At 68.3% G+C, this 17,113-nt stretch carries 17 protein-coding genes; 11 read left to right on the top strand and 6 right to left on the bottom strand.

Features of this window, described 5'->3' with window-relative positions; all coding sequences use genetic code 11:
- Positions 1 to 80 precede the first annotated feature (80 nt).
- The 3 genes from PWS46_RS07690 to PWS46_RS07680 form a co-directional block, all read right to left on the bottom strand.
- On the bottom strand, positions 81 to 674 hold the full coding sequence (locus tag PWS46_RS07690) for a UbiX family flavin prenyltransferase (RefSeq protein WP_434613312.1): 594 nt from the start codon (positions 672 to 674) through the stop codon (positions 81 to 83).
- A 220-nt stretch (positions 675 to 894) separates the two neighbouring features.
- Positions 895 to 1,509, bottom strand: coding sequence for a DUF1013 domain-containing protein (locus PWS46_RS07685; RefSeq protein WP_434619942.1), 615 nt, complete (start codon positions 1,507 to 1,509; stop codon positions 895 to 897).
- Positions 1,510 to 1,791: 282 nt separating this feature from the next.
- Positions 1,792 to 2,808, bottom strand: coding sequence for an NAD(P)H-quinone oxidoreductase (locus PWS46_RS07680; RefSeq protein ID WP_434619938.1), 1,017 nt, complete (start codon positions 2,806 to 2,808; stop codon positions 1,792 to 1,794).
- Between the two features lie 144 nt (positions 2,809 to 2,952).
- On the opposite strand from PWS46_RS07680, the gene PWS46_RS07675 reads away from it, so the two are divergent.
- A complete protein-coding gene (locus tag PWS46_RS07675) occupies positions 2,953 to 3,150 on the top strand; it encodes a DUF1192 family protein (protein WP_434613309.1) in 198 nt (65 codons plus the stop codon).
- Positions 3,151 to 3,219: 69 nt separating this feature from the next.
- Here the strand turns inward: PWS46_RS07675 and PWS46_RS07670 are convergent, their stop codons facing one another.
- A complete protein-coding gene (locus PWS46_RS07670) occupies positions 3,220 to 4,032 on the bottom strand; it encodes a DUF2189 domain-containing protein (RefSeq protein WP_434613306.1) in 813 nt (270 codons plus the stop codon).
- A gap of 177 nt (positions 4,033 to 4,209) precedes the next feature.
- Positions 4,210 to 4,392, bottom strand: a complete 183-nt coding sequence (locus PWS46_RS07665; protein ID WP_434613303.1) for a DUF4169 family protein — start codon at positions 4,390 to 4,392, stop codon at positions 4,210 to 4,212.
- Between the two features lie 276 nt (positions 4,393 to 4,668).
- Between PWS46_RS07665 and PWS46_RS07660 the strand changes: the two genes are divergently transcribed.
- The 9 genes from PWS46_RS07660 to PWS46_RS07620 all read left to right on the top strand — a co-directional run bounded on the left by PWS46_RS07660 (position 4,669) and on the right by PWS46_RS07620 (position 14,555).
- Positions 4,669 to 7,917, top strand: coding sequence for an AsmA family protein (locus PWS46_RS07660; protein WP_434613300.1), 3,249 nt, complete (start codon positions 4,669 to 4,671; stop codon positions 7,915 to 7,917).
- Positions 7,918 to 8,026: 109 nt separating this feature from the next.
- Entirely contained in the window at positions 8,027 to 8,386 is a 360-nt protein-coding gene (locus tag PWS46_RS07655; protein WP_434613297.1) for an accessory factor UbiK family protein, read from the top strand.
- A gap of 231 nt (positions 8,387 to 8,617) precedes the next feature.
- Complete coding sequence (locus PWS46_RS07650; RefSeq protein WP_085089634.1) at positions 8,618 to 9,121, top strand: YbjN domain-containing protein; 504 nt, start codon at positions 8,618 to 8,620, stop codon at positions 9,119 to 9,121.
- A 36-nt stretch (positions 9,122 to 9,157) separates the two neighbouring features.
- The gene (gene proC / locus PWS46_RS07645; protein WP_434613294.1) at positions 9,158 to 9,982 is read left to right on the top strand and encodes a pyrroline-5-carboxylate reductase; all 825 of its coding nucleotides are present in this window, start codon (positions 9,158 to 9,160) and stop codon (positions 9,980 to 9,982) included.
- Positions 9,983 to 9,998: 16 nt separating this feature from the next.
- Positions 9,999 to 10,481 (top strand): YbaK/EbsC family protein, encoded by a 483-nt coding sequence (locus tag PWS46_RS07640; protein ID WP_434613291.1) that lies wholly within the window; start codon positions 9,999 to 10,001, stop codon positions 10,479 to 10,481.
- Between the two features lie 78 nt (positions 10,482 to 10,559).
- Positions 10,560 to 11,246 (top strand): TetR family transcriptional regulator, encoded by a 687-nt coding sequence (locus PWS46_RS07635; protein ID WP_434613288.1) that lies wholly within the window; start codon positions 10,560 to 10,562, stop codon positions 11,244 to 11,246.
- Between the two features lie 174 nt (positions 11,247 to 11,420).
- Complete coding sequence (locus tag PWS46_RS07630; protein ID WP_434613285.1) at positions 11,421 to 11,855, top strand: phasin family protein; 435 nt, start codon at positions 11,421 to 11,423, stop codon at positions 11,853 to 11,855.
- A gap of 147 nt (positions 11,856 to 12,002) precedes the next feature.
- Positions 12,003 to 12,338, top strand: coding sequence for a tRNA-binding protein (locus PWS46_RS07625; protein WP_434613282.1), 336 nt, complete (start codon positions 12,003 to 12,005; stop codon positions 12,336 to 12,338).
- Positions 12,339 to 12,551: 213 nt separating this feature from the next.
- Positions 12,552 to 14,555: a methyl-accepting chemotaxis protein gene (locus PWS46_RS07620; protein ID WP_434613279.1), complete on the top strand. Its 2,004-nt coding sequence runs from the start codon at positions 12,552 to 12,554 to the stop codon at positions 14,553 to 14,555.
- Positions 14,556 to 14,601: 46 nt separating this feature from the next.
- On the opposite strand, the gene PWS46_RS07615 is transcribed toward PWS46_RS07620, so the two are convergent.
- Positions 14,602 to 15,342, bottom strand: coding sequence for a response regulator transcription factor (locus PWS46_RS07615; protein WP_434613276.1), 741 nt, complete (start codon positions 15,340 to 15,342; stop codon positions 14,602 to 14,604).
- A 949-nt stretch (positions 15,343 to 16,291) separates the two neighbouring features.
- On the opposite strand from PWS46_RS07615, the gene PWS46_RS07610 reads away from it, so the two are divergent.
- On the top strand, positions 16,292 to 16,933 hold the full coding sequence (locus tag PWS46_RS07610; RefSeq protein ID WP_434613273.1) for a response regulator transcription factor: 642 nt from the start codon (positions 16,292 to 16,294) through the stop codon (positions 16,931 to 16,933).
- The last annotated feature ends 180 nt before the right edge of the window (positions 16,934 to 17,113 follow it).

The raw sequence follows: 17,113 nt of genomic DNA, 5'->3' as shown, positions 1-17,113 counted from the left end.
AGCGGTATAACGGCATTGCGTCCGCGCACCAAGCCGCCAGTTGCGCAGTGCCGCAACAAGCCATCCGCGGCGATGGTCGGTCAGGCCTCTTCCGGTCGTTCGCCCCACCGCCGCAGGTTGCCGGCGTCCAGTCCGAACAGGTCCAGCACCCGCCCGACCGAATGGTCGACCAGATCGTCGATGCTCTGCGGCTTGGCGTAGAAGGCGGGGACCGGCGGCGCGATCACCGCACCCATTTCGGCCAGCGCGGTCATGGTACGCAGGTGGCCCAGATGCAGCGGCGTCTCCCGCACCATCAGCACCAGCCGCCGCCGCTCCTTCAGCGCCACGTCGGCCGCCCGCGTCAGCAGGGTGGAGGTGACGCCGCTGGCGATCTCGCTCATCGTGCGGACGGAACAGGGGGCGACCACCATGCCCAGGGTGCGGAAGCTGCCGCTGGACACCGCCGCGCCGATGTCGGCGGCGGCATAGCTCACATCGGCCAGCGCCCTCAGCTCCGCCACTTTCATGGCGGTTTCGTGCGCCAGCGTGACCTCGGCGGAGCGGCTGACGACCAGATGCGATTCGACGCCGATCCGCCGCAGCGTCTGCAGCATGCGGATGCCATAGATCACCCCCGACGCGCCGCTGATGCCGACGACGAGTCGGGGCCGAGGGGTGGCGGAATCGGTCATGGGGTCTGGCATCCTGGGACTACAGGCACATCCAGCGAAGAAGCTTCTCTCGGCCGTCATTCCCGCGAAGGCGGGAATCCAGACTTCACCAGAACTTGCACCGGAAACTCTGGATCCCCGCCTTCGCGGGGATGACGGCCGATGAAGATCCCCTTTTCCGGTCAAAGGCGGTGGGGGGCATTCCATGCCCGCCGTCGAAGCTCTGACCGGACATGCGACCTCAGCGAGCGTCTTCCTGTTCGGAATAGCTGTCGTCGTCGCGGTTCTCGCCATAGAAGTCCTCGGCAGCCTCCTCCGGCGGACGGGGCACGCCGCCGCGGCGGATGGCGAGCGCCAGCGCCTCTTCCAGCTCACGCTGAGAGCAGAGGCCCAGCATCACCGGACCGCGCGGCTTGATGTTGGCGACGTTCCAGTGGGTGCGGTCGCGCACCGCGGCGATGGTCGGCTTGGTGGTGCCGATCAGGCGGCAGATCTGGGCGTCCGACAGCTCCGGGTGGTGCTTCAGCAGCCAGGCGATGGCGTCGGGCTTGTCGCCGCGCTTGGTGATCGGCGTGTAGCGCGGACCCTTGGACCGGGAGGCGACCTGCGGAAGGTCGGCGACCAGAAGCTTCAGGCGCAGATCCTGGTTCTTCTCGCAGCGTTCGATTTCCTGCTTGGTCAGCTGGCCGTTGGCGATGGGGTCCAGCCCCACCATGCCGACCGCGACCTCGCCGTCGGCGATGGCCTGGACTTCCAGCGAATGCATGCCGCAGAAGGCGGCGATCTGCTCGAAGGACAAGGACGTGTTCTCGACCAGCCAGACGGCTGTCGCTTTCGGCATCAAGGGCAGTGCCATCATCCCTCCTGACAAACTCTTCACCGGCCGCACCCGCTGGCGGGTGGTGCGGCCGGCCGTTCGAACTGGTTATGCGGCGCGGGGGCGGCTTCGCGGCCCCGGGGTTACCCCCGTGGCGGCCGCCCCATTCTCGTCACCACGATATAGGGCGATTACCGGTCCGCGTAAGCATGCTTGCGCAGGCGCACCGGGAAATCCCGGCCGCCCGCTCGCCTCTGCTAACCTGTCTTGGCAGCAGATGGCAAGCCCGACGGCGCCCACACGGTGAAGAAAAGCGCAAAATCAAGCGGACTCCGGCCCCACCGTCAGCACGATCTTGCCGATATGCGCGCTGCTTTCCATCAGCCGGTGCGCCTCGTCGACCTGTTCCAGCGGGAAGGTGGTGTGAATCTGCGGCTTGATGCCGCCGGACTCCAGCAGCGGCCACACATGCTCGCGCAGCGCCGCGGCGATGCGGCCCTTCTCCGCCACCGGGCGGGCACGCAACGTGGATCCGGTCAGGGTCAGCCGCTTGGTCATCACCGGCGCCATGTTCAGAGACACCTTCGATCCCTGCAGGAAGGCGATGGAGACGTGGCGGCCGTCCACCGCCATGATCTCGATGTCGCGGGCGATGTAATCGCCGCCGACCATGTCCAGAACGACGTCCACGCCGCGCCCGCCGGTCGCCTCGCGGATCACCGCGACGAAATCCTCGGTCTTGTAGTTGATGGCGCGGTCGGCGCCGAGCTCCTCGCAGGCGCGGCACTTGTCGTCGCTGCCGGCGGTGGTGAACACGGTGGCGCCGAAGGCCTTGGCCAGCTGGATCGCGGTGGTGCCGATGCCGCTCGACCCGCCATGGATCAGCAGCGTCTCGCCGCGCTTCAGGGCGCCGCGCTCGAACACGTTGGTCCAGACGGTGAAGAAAGTCTCGGGCACCGCCGCCGCCTCGACCATCGACAGCGGGGCGGGGACGGGCAGGGCCTGCACCGCCGGCACCACGCAGTATTCGGCATAGCCGCCGCCGGCAACCAGCGCGCAGACCTTGTCGCCGCTGGCCCAGGTCTCGACGCCTTCGCCGATGGCGATCACCGTGCCGGACAACTCCAGCCCAGGCAGGTCGGACGCGCCCGGCGGCGGGTCGTAGCGACCCTGGCGCTGCAGCGTGTCGGGGCGGTTCACCCCGGCGGCGGCGACCTCCACCAGGATTTCGCCGGGACCGGGCACCGGCGCCGGGCGGCGCGTCGGGCGCAGCACCTCCGGCCCTCCGGGCTGGGTGATCTCGACGCAGCGCATGCTGTCGGGCAGGTTCAAGCCCATGGTGGTCGTCCCTTCCATTTTTGTCTGTCCGTTCCGGCGCCTGACGGCAGCGGCACGTTGGCATTGTCCGGTGCGAAAGGTAGATTTGGCGGAGCGGCCTGACAAGGCGAAGGCGAACCAAGCGGCAGGGGAGGGACCCACAGCATGGCCATCGACGACCGTTTCGAGGATCTGGAACCGCGCAAGGCCAAGCCGGCGCCCAAGGACCTGACCGTGATGGGCGTGGCCGAGATCGAGGCCTACATCGCCACGCTGGAGGCGGAGATCGACCGCGCCCGCTCCGCCATCGCCGCCAAGCAGGCACAGAAATCGGCGGCCGAGGCCTTCTTCAGGAAGGGATGAAAAAAAAGGCCCTCTCCCGCCGGGGAGAGGGCTTGTTGTTCCGGTTATCGGCCGCTTACCGCCCGCCCTTTAACGCCCAATGCCGACCAGATCGCGGTAGCAGTGCCATGAGGCGTGCCCGACCACCGGCAGCGCGATCGCCAGCCCGATGAAGGCGGTGACCATCCCGGCGCTCATGAACAGGGCGATGAGGAAGCCCCAGGCGATCATCGGCTTGATGTTGGCGCGCACCACGGCAATGCTGGTCGCCATCGCGGTGAAGACGTCGGTCTCGCGGTCCAGCAGCATCGGCACCGACACCACGGCGATGGAGAACACCGCGGTGGCGATGATCCCGCCGAACACCGTCCCGGTCAGCAGAAACGGAATGGTCTCCGCCGAGAAGAAGATGCGGTCGACCAACTGGTCCAGCGCCGGCGGCTCCCCGGAGAAGAACAGGGCGAAGATCAGGAAGGCGATGCGGATCCAGGCCAGCATCGCCAGCATCAGGACCATGCCGATCCCGGCGATCTGCACACCGTTGCGGCGATAGGCGGCCACCACCTTGCCGAAGGTCGGACGTTCCCCCAGCTCCAGCAGCCGGCTGGTCTCGTACAACCCGACCGCGAACAGCGGCCCTACCAGCATGAAGCCCGCCGCCATCGGCAGCAGCAGATACTCCATGTCCAGCATCGCCAGCCCGACCACGAGGACGAAGCTGGAGATCACCGCCAGCGCGCCATAGGCGAAGCTGATGCCGGGCGCCGCCATCATGTCCTGCCAGGCCGACGCCAGCCAGACCCACGGACGGTCCATCTCGACCGACCGGATCGGCGGAAGCCAGGCCGGGGTATGCGTCTGTGGCGTGTGTGCCGGTCCGCGAAACGACGTCATGTCGACCATGATGACGGCCCTCCCCATGAACCCAAGGACAGCGCCCGCCGGCGCCCATGAGGGAACTCTCACACAGTCGCGCTGATAGTCGCAATAGGGAACTATCGGTATATCCAATAGTAACAATAACGCTGAGGTTATTCCCACTCGCAAGCTTGGTCTTTTCCGTGCTTTTGTCCTGTCCGCTCACTCCTCGCCGTCAAGCTTATGCCCATCCAAAGTCTGAGTTCGCCGCTCGGCCTCCTTGCGGTCGCGCTCCTTCTCCGCCTTGGTGCGGCCGAATCGGGCCCGATTCGCCTCGGCTTCCTTGGCGCGCTCGGCCTTGTCGCGGGTCTTGCGGAAACGGTTGAGGTTGACCACGTCGCCCATGGCACGGTCTCCGGTGGCTGATTTCAATGGTTCGGGCGCCGCGCGGCCGGTCGGGACGGTCGGCGGACGGGAAATCTCGCGGAAAAAATTCGGGCCGGCCCCGACTTGGCCGTGGGATTGCCCAAATTGCTTGTTTCTTCTGCGGGCGCTAGCTTACCGAAGGACGGCGCGCACCGGAAGCGGACGGTGCGGCGGGTGGGGGAACGAGTCTTTGTATCGACGTGGCAAAGGGGCGCGGCCGACGACAAGGCCGGACGCAGGGAAGGCGGAAACCCGGTGAAGAAGATCCTGATCGCTGCACTGGCCGGACTGGCGGTTCTGGCCGGTCTGCTGTTGGCGGCGCCTAGCCTCATCGATTGGAACGCCTACAAGGGCGCCATCGCCGAGCGTGTGTCGCAGGCGACCGGCCGGCAGGTGGAGTTGCATGGCGACGTCGGCTTCACGCTGCTGCCGTCGCCGGCTCTGACCGTTCGCGACGCCCGGCTCGCCAATGCCGCCGGCGCCGCCGAAACCGACATGGTGCGCCTGAAGAAGCTGGACGCCCGGGTGGCGCTCGGCCCCCTGCTGGGCGGCCGCATCCAGGTGGAGAGCATCGCGCTGGTCGAGCCCACCTTCGTGGTGGAGGTGTTGAAGGACGGCCGCATCAACTGGGACCTGTCCACCGCCGGGGCCCGCGCCGGTGACGGCCTGGGTGCCGCCGAGGGGTTGGTCTCCGCCGTCAGCTTCGATCAGGTGATGATCGAAAACGGCACCATCATCTACCGCGACGACCGCAACGGCCGAACGGAGACGGTCGAGAAGCTGAACGCCCGCATCGCCGCCGGCAGTCTGAACGGCCCCTTCCAGCTTCAGGGCGACTTCCGCCTGCGCGGCCTGTCCCTGCATGGCGAGGCGACCGCCGGCCGCTTCACCGAAGGCGCGGCGGTGCCGGTGCGCGCCACCCTGTCGATGCCGCACACCGACGCGACCCTGCGCTTCGCCGGCATCCTGACCGGCGGCACCGGCGGGAGTAATACTGGCGGCGGGTCCAAGGTGCAGGGCGACCTGCGGGCCGAGGGCAGCGACTTCGCCAAGCTGGTGGACGCCCCCGCCTCCGGCTGGGCTCCCGCGGCGCTGGGCCAGTCCTTCAGCCTGCGCGCGACGGTGGAGGCGGGGACCAGCCTCGCCACCTTCTCCGGCCTGGAAGCCCAACTGGGCGACACGCGGGCCACCGGCAACGCCACGCTGCGCGCCGGCGATCCGGCCAAGCGCGAGACTCCGCGCACCGAACTTACCCTTGCCGTCAATCGGCTGGACCTCGATGCCTGGCTGGCCCAAGGCAGGCGCAACGGCGCCGCCGCGAGCAATGGCAGCGGCCGGGGTACGCCCGCACCCACCGCCGGAGCCGCGGGCGATAAGGCGCCGCTGCCGTCCTTCGCGCTGCCGACCGGTGTGGAGGCGAAGCTGGACGTCGCCGTCGACGCCATAGGCTACAACCGCGGCGTGGTGCGCCAGGGCCGGATCGAGGCCAGCCTGTCCGCCGGGCGGCTCAACATCGACCGGGTCAGCGCGCTGCTGCCCGGCGGCTCCGACTTCGTCGCGGCGGGCGAAGTGACCACGCCGGGCGGGCAGCCGACGCTCGACCTGCGGATGGAGGCGAATGCGGATAACCTGCGCGCCCTGCTGGAATGGGCGAAGCTGGATCCGCGCGGCGTCCCCGCCGACCGGCTGCGCCGCGCCTCGCTGTCGGCGCGGCTGCAGGGCCACGCCGACCGCTTCGAGCTGTCGGGACTGGATTTCCGCTTCGACAGCAGCCGGCTCAGCGGTGCCGTCGCCTATGTCGACCGCGGCCGGCCGGCCTTCGGCGCGCGGCTGGAGCTGGACCGACTCAACCTGGACGGCTACCTGCCGGCCGATCCCGCTCCCACGCAGCCTGCATCCCAACCCCAAACCCAGCCGGCTCCGCGCGCCGCCGCCTCCGACGGCGGCCAGACCCCGCAGCGGTTGCTCGGCCTTGCCGACGCCAACCTCGATCTGCGGGTCGGCCAGCTGACGGTCGGCGGCCTGCCGGTCCAGGGGCTCCACCTCGACGCCACGGTCGCCTCCGGCGCGCTGACGGTGCGCGAGGCCAAGGTGGACGACCTCGCCGGTCTGCAGGCGCGGATCGACGGGCAAGTCGCCAGCCTGATCCCGCTGCGCGGCGTCAACATCGCCCTGGCTGCGGATGCCAAGTCGCTGAGCGGCCTGCCCAGCGCCGTCTCCTGGCCGTCCGGCCTGCCGGTGCCGGAACGTCTGGGGGCGGTCAGCGTCAAGGCCCGGCTTGCCGGCGACGGCGAGCGGCTGGCGGTGGAGGCGTCGGCCGGCATGCTCGGCGGTACGGTGGAGGCCGGCGGCGCCCTGCTCGGCCTCGACCGCAAGCCCGAAGCCGACCTGAAGCTGCGCGTCACCCACCCGGAGATGGGGCGCATCGCCGCCCTGTTCACCGACAGCGGACTGGCCCGCGCCTACGGCCCGCTGGACCTCTATGGCGAGTTGTCGGGGACTGGGGCATCTCCCGTCCTGAAGAACCTGCAGGGGCTGGTCGCCGGCATCCCTGTGCGCGGCAAGCTGACCCTCGACCGCAAGTCGGAGCGCACCGCCTTCCAGGCCGACATCCAGACCGGCGACCTCGACCTCGACCGGCTGCGCAACGCGCCGCTGGTCGGCGAGGGCACCGGTCGCACTGCGACTTCCGCGGCCGATCCCACTGCCGACCTGCCGCCGGCCGACCCGCTGTCGGACCTCCGTTGGATGCAGTCGCTGGACGGGCGGCTCGGCCTGACCTCCACCTCGTTGACGGTGGCGGGGCAGCGCATCGTCCAGCCGGCGCTGCGTGCCACCCTGGACAACGGCGTCGCGACCCTGGAGCAGCTGGACGGCGAATGGCAGGGCGGTCAGATCGGTCTCAGCGGCCGGCTCGCCGCCGCGCCGGGGCAGGCGCCGAAGCTCGATGCCGACCTCACCGTCATCAAGGCCGACATGGGCGGCGCGCTGTCCGGCTTCGCCGGGCTCGGCCTCAGCGGCGGCACCGTCGATCTCGACGTGACGCTGTCGGGCAGCGGCCGCGGCGATGCGCTGCTGCGCAGCCTGACCGGCCGGGGCCGGGCGGTGGCGTCGGGCGGCGTGCTGCGCGGCGTCGACCTCGCCGCATTGCGCAGCCGCCTCGCCGGGGCGGAGCGCACGCAGGAGGTGCTGGGCGCCGTCGCCGGCGCGCTGCAGGGCGGCGAGACCAAGCTGGACCGTCTGGATGCCCGCTTCGCCATCGCCGACGGGGTTATCCGCACCGAGGACGCCCGCCTGACCACCGCGCCGGCCGACGGCACGCTGACCGGCACCGTCTCCATTCCCGACGAGCGGGTGGATCTCGGCCTGACCCTGGCGGTAAAGGCGGACGGCGATCTGCCGCCGCTGACGCTGCGCATGGCAGGTCCCTGGGCCGCGCCGACCCAGACGCTGGACCTCAAGGCCCTGCGTGACCACTTCAACGCAGCCGCGCCCGCCAAATAAGGGCTGGCCCGGATGACGTCCTGCCCCCAGGGCAATGGGCGTTCCAAGGGCGTTGAAGTCGCGGCGTGCGGCGTCCATAATGAACGAACGGTAACCGGAAGTCAGAGCGATGCAGGTGGACAACAGGATTTTGGACGACCTCGCCCGTGTGGCAGGTGGCGCGCTTGGCGCCTTCTCGTCCTTGCGCGAAGAGGCAGAAGGCCAACTGCGGGCCCAGCTCGAACGGGTTCTGTCACGGATGGACGTCGTCAGCCGCGAGGAATACGAGGCTGTCCGCGCCATGGCCGCCAAGGCCCGCGAGGAGCAGGAGGCGATGGCCGAGCGGCTTGCCGCGCTGGAGGCCACCGTCGCATCGCTGAGCGCCGCGCAGGCACCGCAGCCGGTCGCGGCCGGATCCACTCCCGCCGCGGCCAAGCCCGCCGCTGCAGGCGAGGACAAGCCCGACACCACGGCCGCCCCGGCACCCTGATCGGCGGCGCCGCCGAACCCGCCGGACGCTTCCTCCCGTCGACACGCGCCGTCATCCCGCGTCGCGTCCTGCGGCGGGGATGGTCCGCGGCAGCATCACGCCCGGCCTTGGCCAAGCCCGCCATTTCGTCATCTTCGGGGTATTGCCCCGGACCCGCGCGCCAACGCCGGCGCGTCGCTGTGGTCCGGGTGAACGGTACCGCCCATAGCGCCTTCACAGGAGGACGCGCACATGTCGGCAGTCGCCGTAGAGACCACCACTTCCGCCCACAATCCGCTCGACGTGGTCGAGGAGATCGTCACCGCCAACGAATGGCCTTTCGACCGCGCGACCGAGGACGAGTTGGTCGTCGAGATCGGCGGGCGCTGGTGCGATTACCGGCTTTATTTCGTCTGGCAGCCGGACGTCAGCGCGATGCAGTTCTCCTGCCAGTTCGACATGAAGGTCCAGGCCGCCCGCCGCACCGCCGTCGCCGAACTGCTGGCCGAGGTCAACGGCCGCATGTGGCTCGGCCACTTCGACGTCTGCTCGGAAGAGCACACGCCGATGTTCCGCCAGACCATGCTGCTGCGCGGCTCGCGTGGCGCCGCGGTGGAACAGCTGGAGGATCTGGTGGAGATCGCCCTGTCGGAGTGCGAGCGCTTCTACCCCGCCTTCCAGTTCGTGATCTGGGGCGGCAAGTCGGCCTCGGAGGCGGTGTCCGCCGCCATTCTCGACACCATGGGCGAAGCGTAAGCCAAAAAACCTGAAGCGAAGGGGAAGGTCACGGTCATGACGGCGGAATCGGGTGCGTCGCTGCTGCTGGTCGGTTGCGGGAAGATGGGCGGGGCGATGCTGGACGGCTGGCTCGCCGCCGGGACCGCGTCTCGCGTCGTGGTGGTCGACCGCGCCGGTCTGCCGCAATCGGTGGCGGGCGATTCGCGTGTCACCCTGGCATCCGGTGCCGACGCGCTGCCGGACGGCTTCGTTCCCGACGTGATCGTGCTGGCGGTGAAGCCGCAGGTGATGGAGGACGCGCTGCCGTCCTATCGCGCCCTGGTCCGTCCCGGCACCGTCTTTCTGTCGATCGCCGCCGGCAAGACCATCGCCTACTTCGAGCGGCTGCTGGGGGAGGGGGCGGTCGTCGTCCGCTCCATGCCCAACACGCCGGCCGCCATCGGTCGCGGCATGACCGTCGCCGTGCCGAATGCCCGCGTCAGCGCCGCCCAGCGCGATCTGTCCGACCGCCTGCTGCGGGCCGTCGGCGACGTCGCCTGGGTCGAGGACGAAGGGCTTCTCGACCCCGTCACCGCCGTGTCGGGCAGCGGCCCGGCCTATGTCTTCTTCCTGGTCGAGGCGATGGCCAAGGCCGGCGAGGCCGCCGGTCTGCCCGCCGATCTGGCGATGCGTCTGGCCCGCGCGACCGTATCCGGCGCCGGCGCCCTGCTCGACGCTTCGCCCCAGCAGGAGGCCGCCGACCTGCGCAAGGCGGTGACCAGCCCCAACGGCACCACCCAGGCCGCGCTTGAGGTGCTGATGGCCGAGGACGGCGTGCAGCCGGTGATGAACGCCGCCATCGCCGCCGCCACCCGGCGGTCGCGCGAGCTGGCTGGTTGAGGGGGGAAACGTCGCCATGACCACCCTCAGCCCCTCCGCCGCCCGCATCCAGGCCCTGCTGGACGGCATCGGCCTCGGCCATCATGTGGTCGAGCATGAGGGCAGCACCCGCACCTCGGAAGACGCCGCGAACTCCGTCGGCTGCGAGGTGGCGCAGATCGCCAAGTCGCTGATCTTCCGCACCAAGGAGACCGGCAGTCCGGTCCTGGTCGTCGCCAGCGGCGCCAACCGGGTGGACGAGAAGGCGGTCGGCCGTCTGATCGGCGAGAAGATCGAGCGGGCCGACCCGGAGTTCGTCCGCGAGTCGACCGGCTTCGCCATCGGCGGCGTTCCGCCCATCGGCCATGCCGTCCCGCCACTGGTGCTGATCGACGACGACCTGTTGCGGCTGGAGACCATCTGGGCCGCCGCCGGCACGCCCAACGCCGTCTTCCGCCTGACCCCCGCCGATCTGGTCAGCATGACCGGCGGCCGGGTGGAAACCGTCCGCAAGGCATAACTGAAGGGGTGGACGGGTGACGTTCGCCCGTCCGCACACCATTTTATCAGGCGATCCCTGTCGCCTGGAGGTGGTGCCATGTCCGACATGTCGTCCGACAAGCCTGAAGACAACAGCTTCCGTTCCGGTCCAACGGATCCCGATGCCCTCGACCGAGCCGTGGCATCGGCGGCGATGGGGCTGGCGGCCGAGAAGGGCTGGCGCCGCGTCAGCCTGCTGGAGGTCGCGCACACCGCCGGCATCCCGCTGTCGCGTTTCCATCACCGCTATCGCGGGCGTGCCGATCTCCTGGCGGCGGTGTCGCGGGTCGCCGATGAAACCGTTCTCGCCGGCGACATCGCCGCCGATCCGACCGAATCGGCGCGCGACCGGCTGTTCGACGTGATGATGCGCCGCTTCGACGCGCTGCGCCCCTTCCGCGACGGGCTGCGGTCGGTGGTGCGCGACCTGCCGGCCGATCCCGCGACCGCGCTGGCTTTCTCCTGCGCCTTCGGCCGTTCCATGGCCTGGATGCTGCGCGCCGCCGGGATCGATCCGGACCAGCGCGGCGGCGCGGCGCTGGTCGCCGGCCTCGGCACCGTCCATGCGCGGGTGATGCGGGTGTTCCTGAACGACGATACCGCCGACCTCTCGCGCACGATGGCGGCGCTCGACAATGCGTTGCGCGGGGCGGAGCGCTGGGGCGCGACCTTCTGCCGCTGGACCAACCGGCGCGGTCCACCGGGACGGCCATCGGGAACAGAGTCCATGTCGTCAGGCATTTAGCGACGTGCGGGCGATCCGCGGCGTCGGCTTTCTCCCGCCAAGGTTATGCTGCGGCGCAAAAAAACCGGATTGACTAACTTTTCGGCACTCTGCATAGTCGGCCTCTGTAATGTTGCGACGCAACATGTCCGTATTCCGATGCGGGCAGCAAACACCGATACCGGGATGAGAAACATGGCCAAGATCAGCGGTAACCCCTTCCTCGAATTCGATCCGTCCAAGATGATGGGCGACCTGAAGGTGCCGGGTGTGGACGTCGAGTCCATCATCGCCAGCCAGCGCCGCAACATCGAGGCGGTGACCGCTGCCAACCAGCTGGCCTTCGAAGGCTTCCAGGCGATCGTCCGTCGTCAGGCCGAGGTGCTGCGCACCGTCGCCGAGGACGTGAACCGCGCCGTCGGCGAGCTGTCGGCCGCCGGCACCCCGGAAGAGAAGGCCGCCAAGCAGGCCGATCTGGTCAAGGCCGCCTTCGAGAAGTCGCTGGCCAACATCCGCGAGCTGAGCGAGATGATCGCCAAGTCGAACACCGAGGCCGCCGAGATCCTGACCAAGCGCGTGTCGGACAGCCTGGACGAGGTCAAGGCCGCCATCGCCAAGGCGAAGGCCTGATCCTCCGCCGGTAATCAGCGAAGAGGGGTCGCCATCGGCGGCCCCTTTTTCGTTTGCGCCGGATGGACCTGACCCGCCTTACCGGTTCCGATGCCGGTCCCGCCGCGCTACCCTGGCGCCGACTGCAAGAACCGCATCGGACCCGTCATGACCATCTCCTACGACGACTTCGCCAAGGTCGACATCCGTGTCGGCACCATCCGCGCCGTCGATGCCTTTCCGGAGGCGCGCAAGCCGGCCTACAAGCTGACCATCGACTTCGGCGGCGAGATCGGCACCAAACGCAGTTCCGCCCAGATCACCAGCCATTACGCCGCCGACGCGCTGGTCGGCCGTCAGGTGCTGGCGGTGGTGAATTTCCCTCCCAAGCGGATCGGCCCCTTCACCAGCGAGGTGCTGTGCCTGGGCCTGCCCGATGCCGAGGGCGCGGTGGTGCTGGTCGGCCCAGATCATGCGGTGCCGGACGGGGCGCGGCTGTTCTGATTTCGGTCGGCATTGCAAGGCGGCATGAAAGATTCGATCACGCCCTACCTCCGAAAAAGTCGCTCCGAGGTTGAATTCATGCAGATATCGTAAGGCGACAAGTTGCCGCAGGAGTCGTATGTATTTTAAATGAATGCAGTCTAAACCGGGATGGCATAGTGCGGCGCGACTGCGACTTCGCATCTGCAATATGTTTCCTGGTGGATGGCACTCATGGACGCCCTGCGCGCCTTTGTCGGCCGGCTTTCGATCTCCACGAAAGTCACGGTGTTGAACCTCTTCGGCATGCTGGTCCTCAGCACCGCCATCCTGTTCGCGATCGGTCAGGTGATCGTCCGCGATCTGGAGCGGCAGGCGATCGACATGCAGCGGCTCAGCATGGACATCGCATGGTCGTCGCTGCAGGAGCGCGGCGGCAATTTCACCGTCGCAGACGGCAAGCTGCTGCTGGACGGTGTCGTGATGAACGACAACAATCTCGTGGTCGACAAGATCAAGCGCATCACCGGGGGCACCGCCACGCTGTTCCTGGGCGACCGCCGAATCGCCACCAACGTCACCAAGCCCGACGGCAGCCGCGCCGTCGGCACCACGCTGGCGCAGGGGCCGGCCTATGAGTCGGTGCTGCGCCAGGGCGTTCCTTTCCGCGGCATGGTCGATATCCTGGGCGAGCCCTATTACGCCGCCTACGACCCGATCAAGGACGCGGCCGGCAAGCCGGTCGGCATCCTCTATGTCGGCATCAAGAAGGCGGAGGTGTTCAAGACCTTCGACGACAGCATGCGCTTCGCCACCATGCTGGTGGTGATCTGCGCCCTGGTCCTGGCGGTGCCGGGTTATCTGGTGTCGCGTTGGCTGCTCCGTCCGCTTGGCCAGCTCAGCCATGTGATGACCGCGCTCTCCTCCGGCGATCTTTCCGCCAGTGTCGCCGGCGCCAACCGGCTGGACGAGATCGGTGCGATGTCGCGCTCCGTCCTCGTCTTCCGCGACGGCATGGCCGAGGCGGAACGCCTGCGCGCCGAGCAGGAGCATCAGCGCATCCAGGGCGAGGCGCAGAAGCGCAAGGCGCTGCAGTCGATGGCCGATACGGTGGAGCAGGAAAGCCGCAGCGCCGTCGAGCGGGTCGCCGCCCGCACGCAGGAGATGGACCGCAATGCCGGCGCCATGGCGACATCGGCCGGTCTGGTCGGGTCCAACGCCCAGAACGTCGCCGCCGCCGCGGCCCAGGCGCTCAGCAATGCCCAGGCGGTGGCCTCCGCCGCCGAGCAGCTCTCGGCCTCCATCGAGGAGATCGGCAATCAGGTCGGCCATGCCGCCGGGGTCACCCGCGCCGCCGTCGCCGCCAGCAACCGGACCGAAACCACCATCGAATCGCTGTCCTCGGCGGTCAGCCGCATCGGCGATGTGGCGGAACTGATCCAGGGCATCGCCGCCCAGACCAACCTGCTTGCCCTGAACGCTACCATCGAAGCGGCGCGGGCCGGGGAGGCGGGCAAGGGATTCGCCGTCGTCGCCGGCGAGGTGAAGAACCTCGCCAACCAGACCTCGCGCTCGACCGAGGAGATCTCGCGCCTGATCGCGGAAATCCAGGCGGTCACCGCCCGCAGCGTCGAGGAGGTGCGCGACATCAGCCGCACCATCGGCGAGATCGATGCCATTTCGGGGACGGTCGCCGCCGCGGTGGAACAGCAGGCGTCGGCGACTCAGGAGATTTCGCGCAATGTCGGCCAGACCGCCGGCGCGGCCACCGACGTCTCGACCCGCATCGACGAGGTGTCGCGCGAGGCCAAGGTGACGGAGGAACGCGCCGACATGCTGCGCGCCGGGGCGTCGGAAGTGACCCACAGCATCGACGAGCTGATGCATGTGCTGGTCCGCGCCGTGCGTACGGCGACCGACGACGTCGACCGCCGCAGCGTGCCGCGCTATCGCGTCGAGGCACCCTGCGTCGTGGACGGCGGGGCGGAGGGCCGCCTGACGGTGCGCCTGCTGGACATCTCGCGCCACGGCGCGGCGCTGGGCGAGGCCGACGCCGTCGGCGCCCGCGGCATCCTGCTGTTCGACAGCCTGGGCGTGGCGCTGCCCTTCGACGCCTTCAACCGGGAGGAGGGGGTGGTGCGTATCCGGTTCCGGTTGGCCGAGGTCGACCGTCAGGCATTCGACGCTCGCTTCGACCGCTTCGAAGAGGCGATGGCCGGGCGCCGCCTGGCTGGCTGATCCCGGTTCGCCGGGTCAGTACTGGCTTGGCGGCGATGCCGGACCATCAGACTCCGGCCCGGCGGACGGCGGCGGCGTGGACGTGCGGCGGGGTCATGCCGGTCCGCGCCTGTTCGAGGGCGCCCTGCTGCCGGGCGGCGAAGACGCCGGCTTCCGTCCGGTTGCGGAAATGCAGCTTGGACAGCACGCTGCGCACCATCGATTTGATGACCGCCTCGGACAGGTCCAGTGCGTTGGCGATGGTCCGGTTGTTCATGCCCTCGCCCAGCAGGCGCAGAGTCTCGAACTCCGGATCCGACAGGCGCGGCAGCAGCGTGAGCCGGATCTCGTCGACGCCGAGGCGTGACAGGAACTGCTTGGGCATCAGGCAATGGCCTTCCAGCCCCAGGTCCAGCAACTCGTTGATGCGGTCGACGTTCAGATCCTCGAACACCCACGCGTCGGCGAAGGCCAGGATATGGGCGGCGTCCAGCAGCTCACGCGACGACAGGACGACGACGATCCGCGAGCGGCGGGACAGCCGCAGATAGACCATCGGTTCGTTCTCGCGCAGCGCCGTGAACTGCTGCAGCCCGATCAGGATCGCATCCGGCGTCAGCGCGCTCTGGGTCAGCTCCCCGATGTCGTGCAGAACCGTGACCCGGTGGCGACCGCCACGGTCCAGTTGCTGCACCACGTTCTCGGTCAGCGCGTTGTTGTCGAGGATCAGGCAGACATGCATGGGAGTCACCGCGTTGCGGGTCTGGTGAGATGCTTTCTCATGGGCGTACTCATGGTGTGTGTGCATGGGTCAGCTCTGTCTGGAGGAGGCATCCACGGCCGGCCCGGCTCAGGGCATTGCCGCCTGCGTCTAAGGGTTGAAGAGGAACCGGCCGGTTGGCCCAGGCACGTCATCATAAAACTCACGTCATCCGGAAAATTATTGTGGGCATCGAAGTATTTCCGTGTGGACCGGAAACTCCCCCTTCGTCGGGATCGGGGAAGTCCTGTTCGCACCGCGTGATTTAGAAATGAACGGTGCTCCGCGTAAATCAGGCGATGGATGATCAGCCAAGATCGCTTTTCGTCTCCTTGTTGGTCGCCTCAGGTTTCGAAACGGTAACACCTATGGAATGATGTGTGCTGAGCGGGTCACAGGGGAATGCGCGTTGGTACAGGCATCCATCAGGGCTATCCTTTCGGTTTGGTCGACGGTTTCCCTTACTCTTCTGCGCGGCCGAATCGGGATTAACCAAATCCTTGCCACACGAACGCCGCAAAGATGGCAAGGTTCCACAAAAATTCCCGTCACTAATGGAGACAGCAGGTCTCTTTTTGAATGATCCCGATCGAGCCAAGTGAATCCGATGGGCTCGCGCGATAACTCTATTCGCAAGCGCAGAAAAAACTATGACCTTCGGCGGAGGCAACTCTTGGTCGTGCCATGACCAAAGGTGCCTCGAAGGGTCATGTCGGCTTCGAATGACCTATGGCCCTTGTCGGGATACAGGGTCCCGACCGATCGTGGTATCAGATACCCAACACAGCGAAGAACAAGCCCACAACGGCAGACGGTCTTCCGGCCGATGTCCGCAGAGGGCGTACAGACCAATCGACCACCAAGCCATGTATTCGGCGCGAATGTGGTGATCCGGGTGCCGCGGGGGCGTGCCGGACAACAGACAACAGCCCTGACGGGCGGTCGTCCGCAAGCGGACGGCACCGGCAAGGGCCGGCGAGCGAGGATGACGGGGACCATGAAGATTCTGATCGGGGACGACCATCTGCTGTTTCGCGAAGGCCTGCGGCGTCTGCTTGAGCAACTGCAGGGCGAGGCCGGCTTCGTCGAGGCCGGGACCTTCGACGAGGTGCTGGACCAGTGCCGGGCCGGCACGACCTTCGACATCATCCTGATGGACCTGCATATGCCGAACTGGCCGGGCTTCGACGGCCTGCGCGAGATCCAGGCGCTGCAGCCGGGCGTCCCGGTGGTGGTGATCTCCGCGTCGGAGGCTCTGGGCGACATCCGCGGCGCGCTCGACCATGGCGCGACCGGCTACATCCCGAAGTCGAGCAGCGTGAAGGTGATGATGGGCGCCCTGAACCTGGTGTTCTCGGGCGGCATCTACCTGCCGCCGGGCGCGCTCACCGCCAGCATGGAGGCCGCGCCGCGCCGCCGCACGGTGGACATGTCCGACCGCAGCGCCGGCTACGGCCTGACCCAGCGCCAGCGCGAAGTGCTGGAATGCCTGCGCCTCGGCAAGTCGAACAAGCAGATCGCCTATGAGCTGGGCCTGTCGGAAGGCACCGTGAAGATCCACGTCACCGCCATCTTCAAGTCGCTGGGCGTCAAGAACCGCACCCAGGCCGTCATCGCCGCCGCCGCCATGTCGGCGTAAGCCGACGAGGGAGATGTCGGCGTAAGCCGACGAGGGAGATGTCGGCGTAACAGCCCGCCTCATAGTCAGAGCATCGACCGATCCGGGGCACGTACGGGTCGCGGAACTGGGCCGTGGGGAATCGCCTCCGCGGCTCGTTTTCTTTTGGCGGCAACGGCCGGACACCTGTCCGCGGCAGTG

The organism is Azospirillum sp. B2RO_4 (assembly GCF_051124815.1).
Lineage (GTDB): Bacteria > Pseudomonadota > Alphaproteobacteria > Azospirillales > Azospirillaceae > Azospirillum.
The sequence above is the reverse complement of the archived record's forward strand: the minus strand, read 5'-3'. Positions and strand labels throughout refer to the sequence as shown.

Coding starts and splice junctions, on each gene's coding strand:
- PWS46_RS07615 (WP_434613276.1), bottom strand. CDS start 15,342: ATGCACACACACCATGAGTACGCCCATGAGAAAGCATCTCACCAGACC.
- PWS46_RS07630 (WP_434613285.1), top strand. CDS start 11,421: ATGGCCAAGATCAGCGGTAACCCCTTCCTCGAATTCGATCCGTCCAAG.
- PWS46_RS07690 (WP_434613312.1), bottom strand. CDS start 674: ATGACCGATTCCGCCACCCCTCGGCCCCGACTCGTCGTCGGCATCAGC.
- PWS46_RS07685 (WP_434619942.1), bottom strand. CDS start 1,509: ATGGCACTGCCCTTGATGCCGAAAGCGACAGCCGTCTGGCTGGTCGAG.
- PWS46_RS07635 (WP_434613288.1), top strand. CDS start 10,560: ATGTCCGACATGTCGTCCGACAAGCCTGAAGACAACAGCTTCCGTTCC.
- PWS46_RS07670 (WP_434613306.1), bottom strand. CDS start 4,032: ATGGTCGACATGACGTCGTTTCGCGGACCGGCACACACGCCACAGACG.
- PWS46_RS07610 (WP_434613273.1), top strand. CDS start 16,292: ATGAAGATTCTGATCGGGGACGACCATCTGCTGTTTCGCGAAGGCCTG.
- PWS46_RS07655 (WP_434613297.1), top strand. CDS start 8,027: ATGCAGGTGGACAACAGGATTTTGGACGACCTCGCCCGTGTGGCAGGT.
- PWS46_RS07650 (WP_085089634.1), top strand. CDS start 8,618: ATGTCGGCAGTCGCCGTAGAGACCACCACTTCCGCCCACAATCCGCTC.
- PWS46_RS07620 (WP_434613279.1), top strand. CDS start 12,552: ATGGACGCCCTGCGCGCCTTTGTCGGCCGGCTTTCGATCTCCACGAAA.
- PWS46_RS07675 (WP_434613309.1), top strand. CDS start 2,953: ATGGCCATCGACGACCGTTTCGAGGATCTGGAACCGCGCAAGGCCAAG.
- PWS46_RS07625 (WP_434613282.1), top strand. CDS start 12,003: ATGACCATCTCCTACGACGACTTCGCCAAGGTCGACATCCGTGTCGGC.
- PWS46_RS07665 (WP_434613303.1), bottom strand. CDS start 4,392: ATGGGCGACGTGGTCAACCTCAACCGTTTCCGCAAGACCCGCGACAAG.
- PWS46_RS07680 (WP_434619938.1), bottom strand. CDS start 2,808: ATGGGCTTGAACCTGCCCGACAGCATGCGCTGCGTCGAGATCACCCAG.
- PWS46_RS07640 (WP_434613291.1), top strand. CDS start 9,999: ATGACCACCCTCAGCCCCTCCGCCGCCCGCATCCAGGCCCTGCTGGAC.
- proC (WP_434613294.1), top strand. CDS start 9,158: ATGACGGCGGAATCGGGTGCGTCGCTGCTGCTGGTCGGTTGCGGGAAG.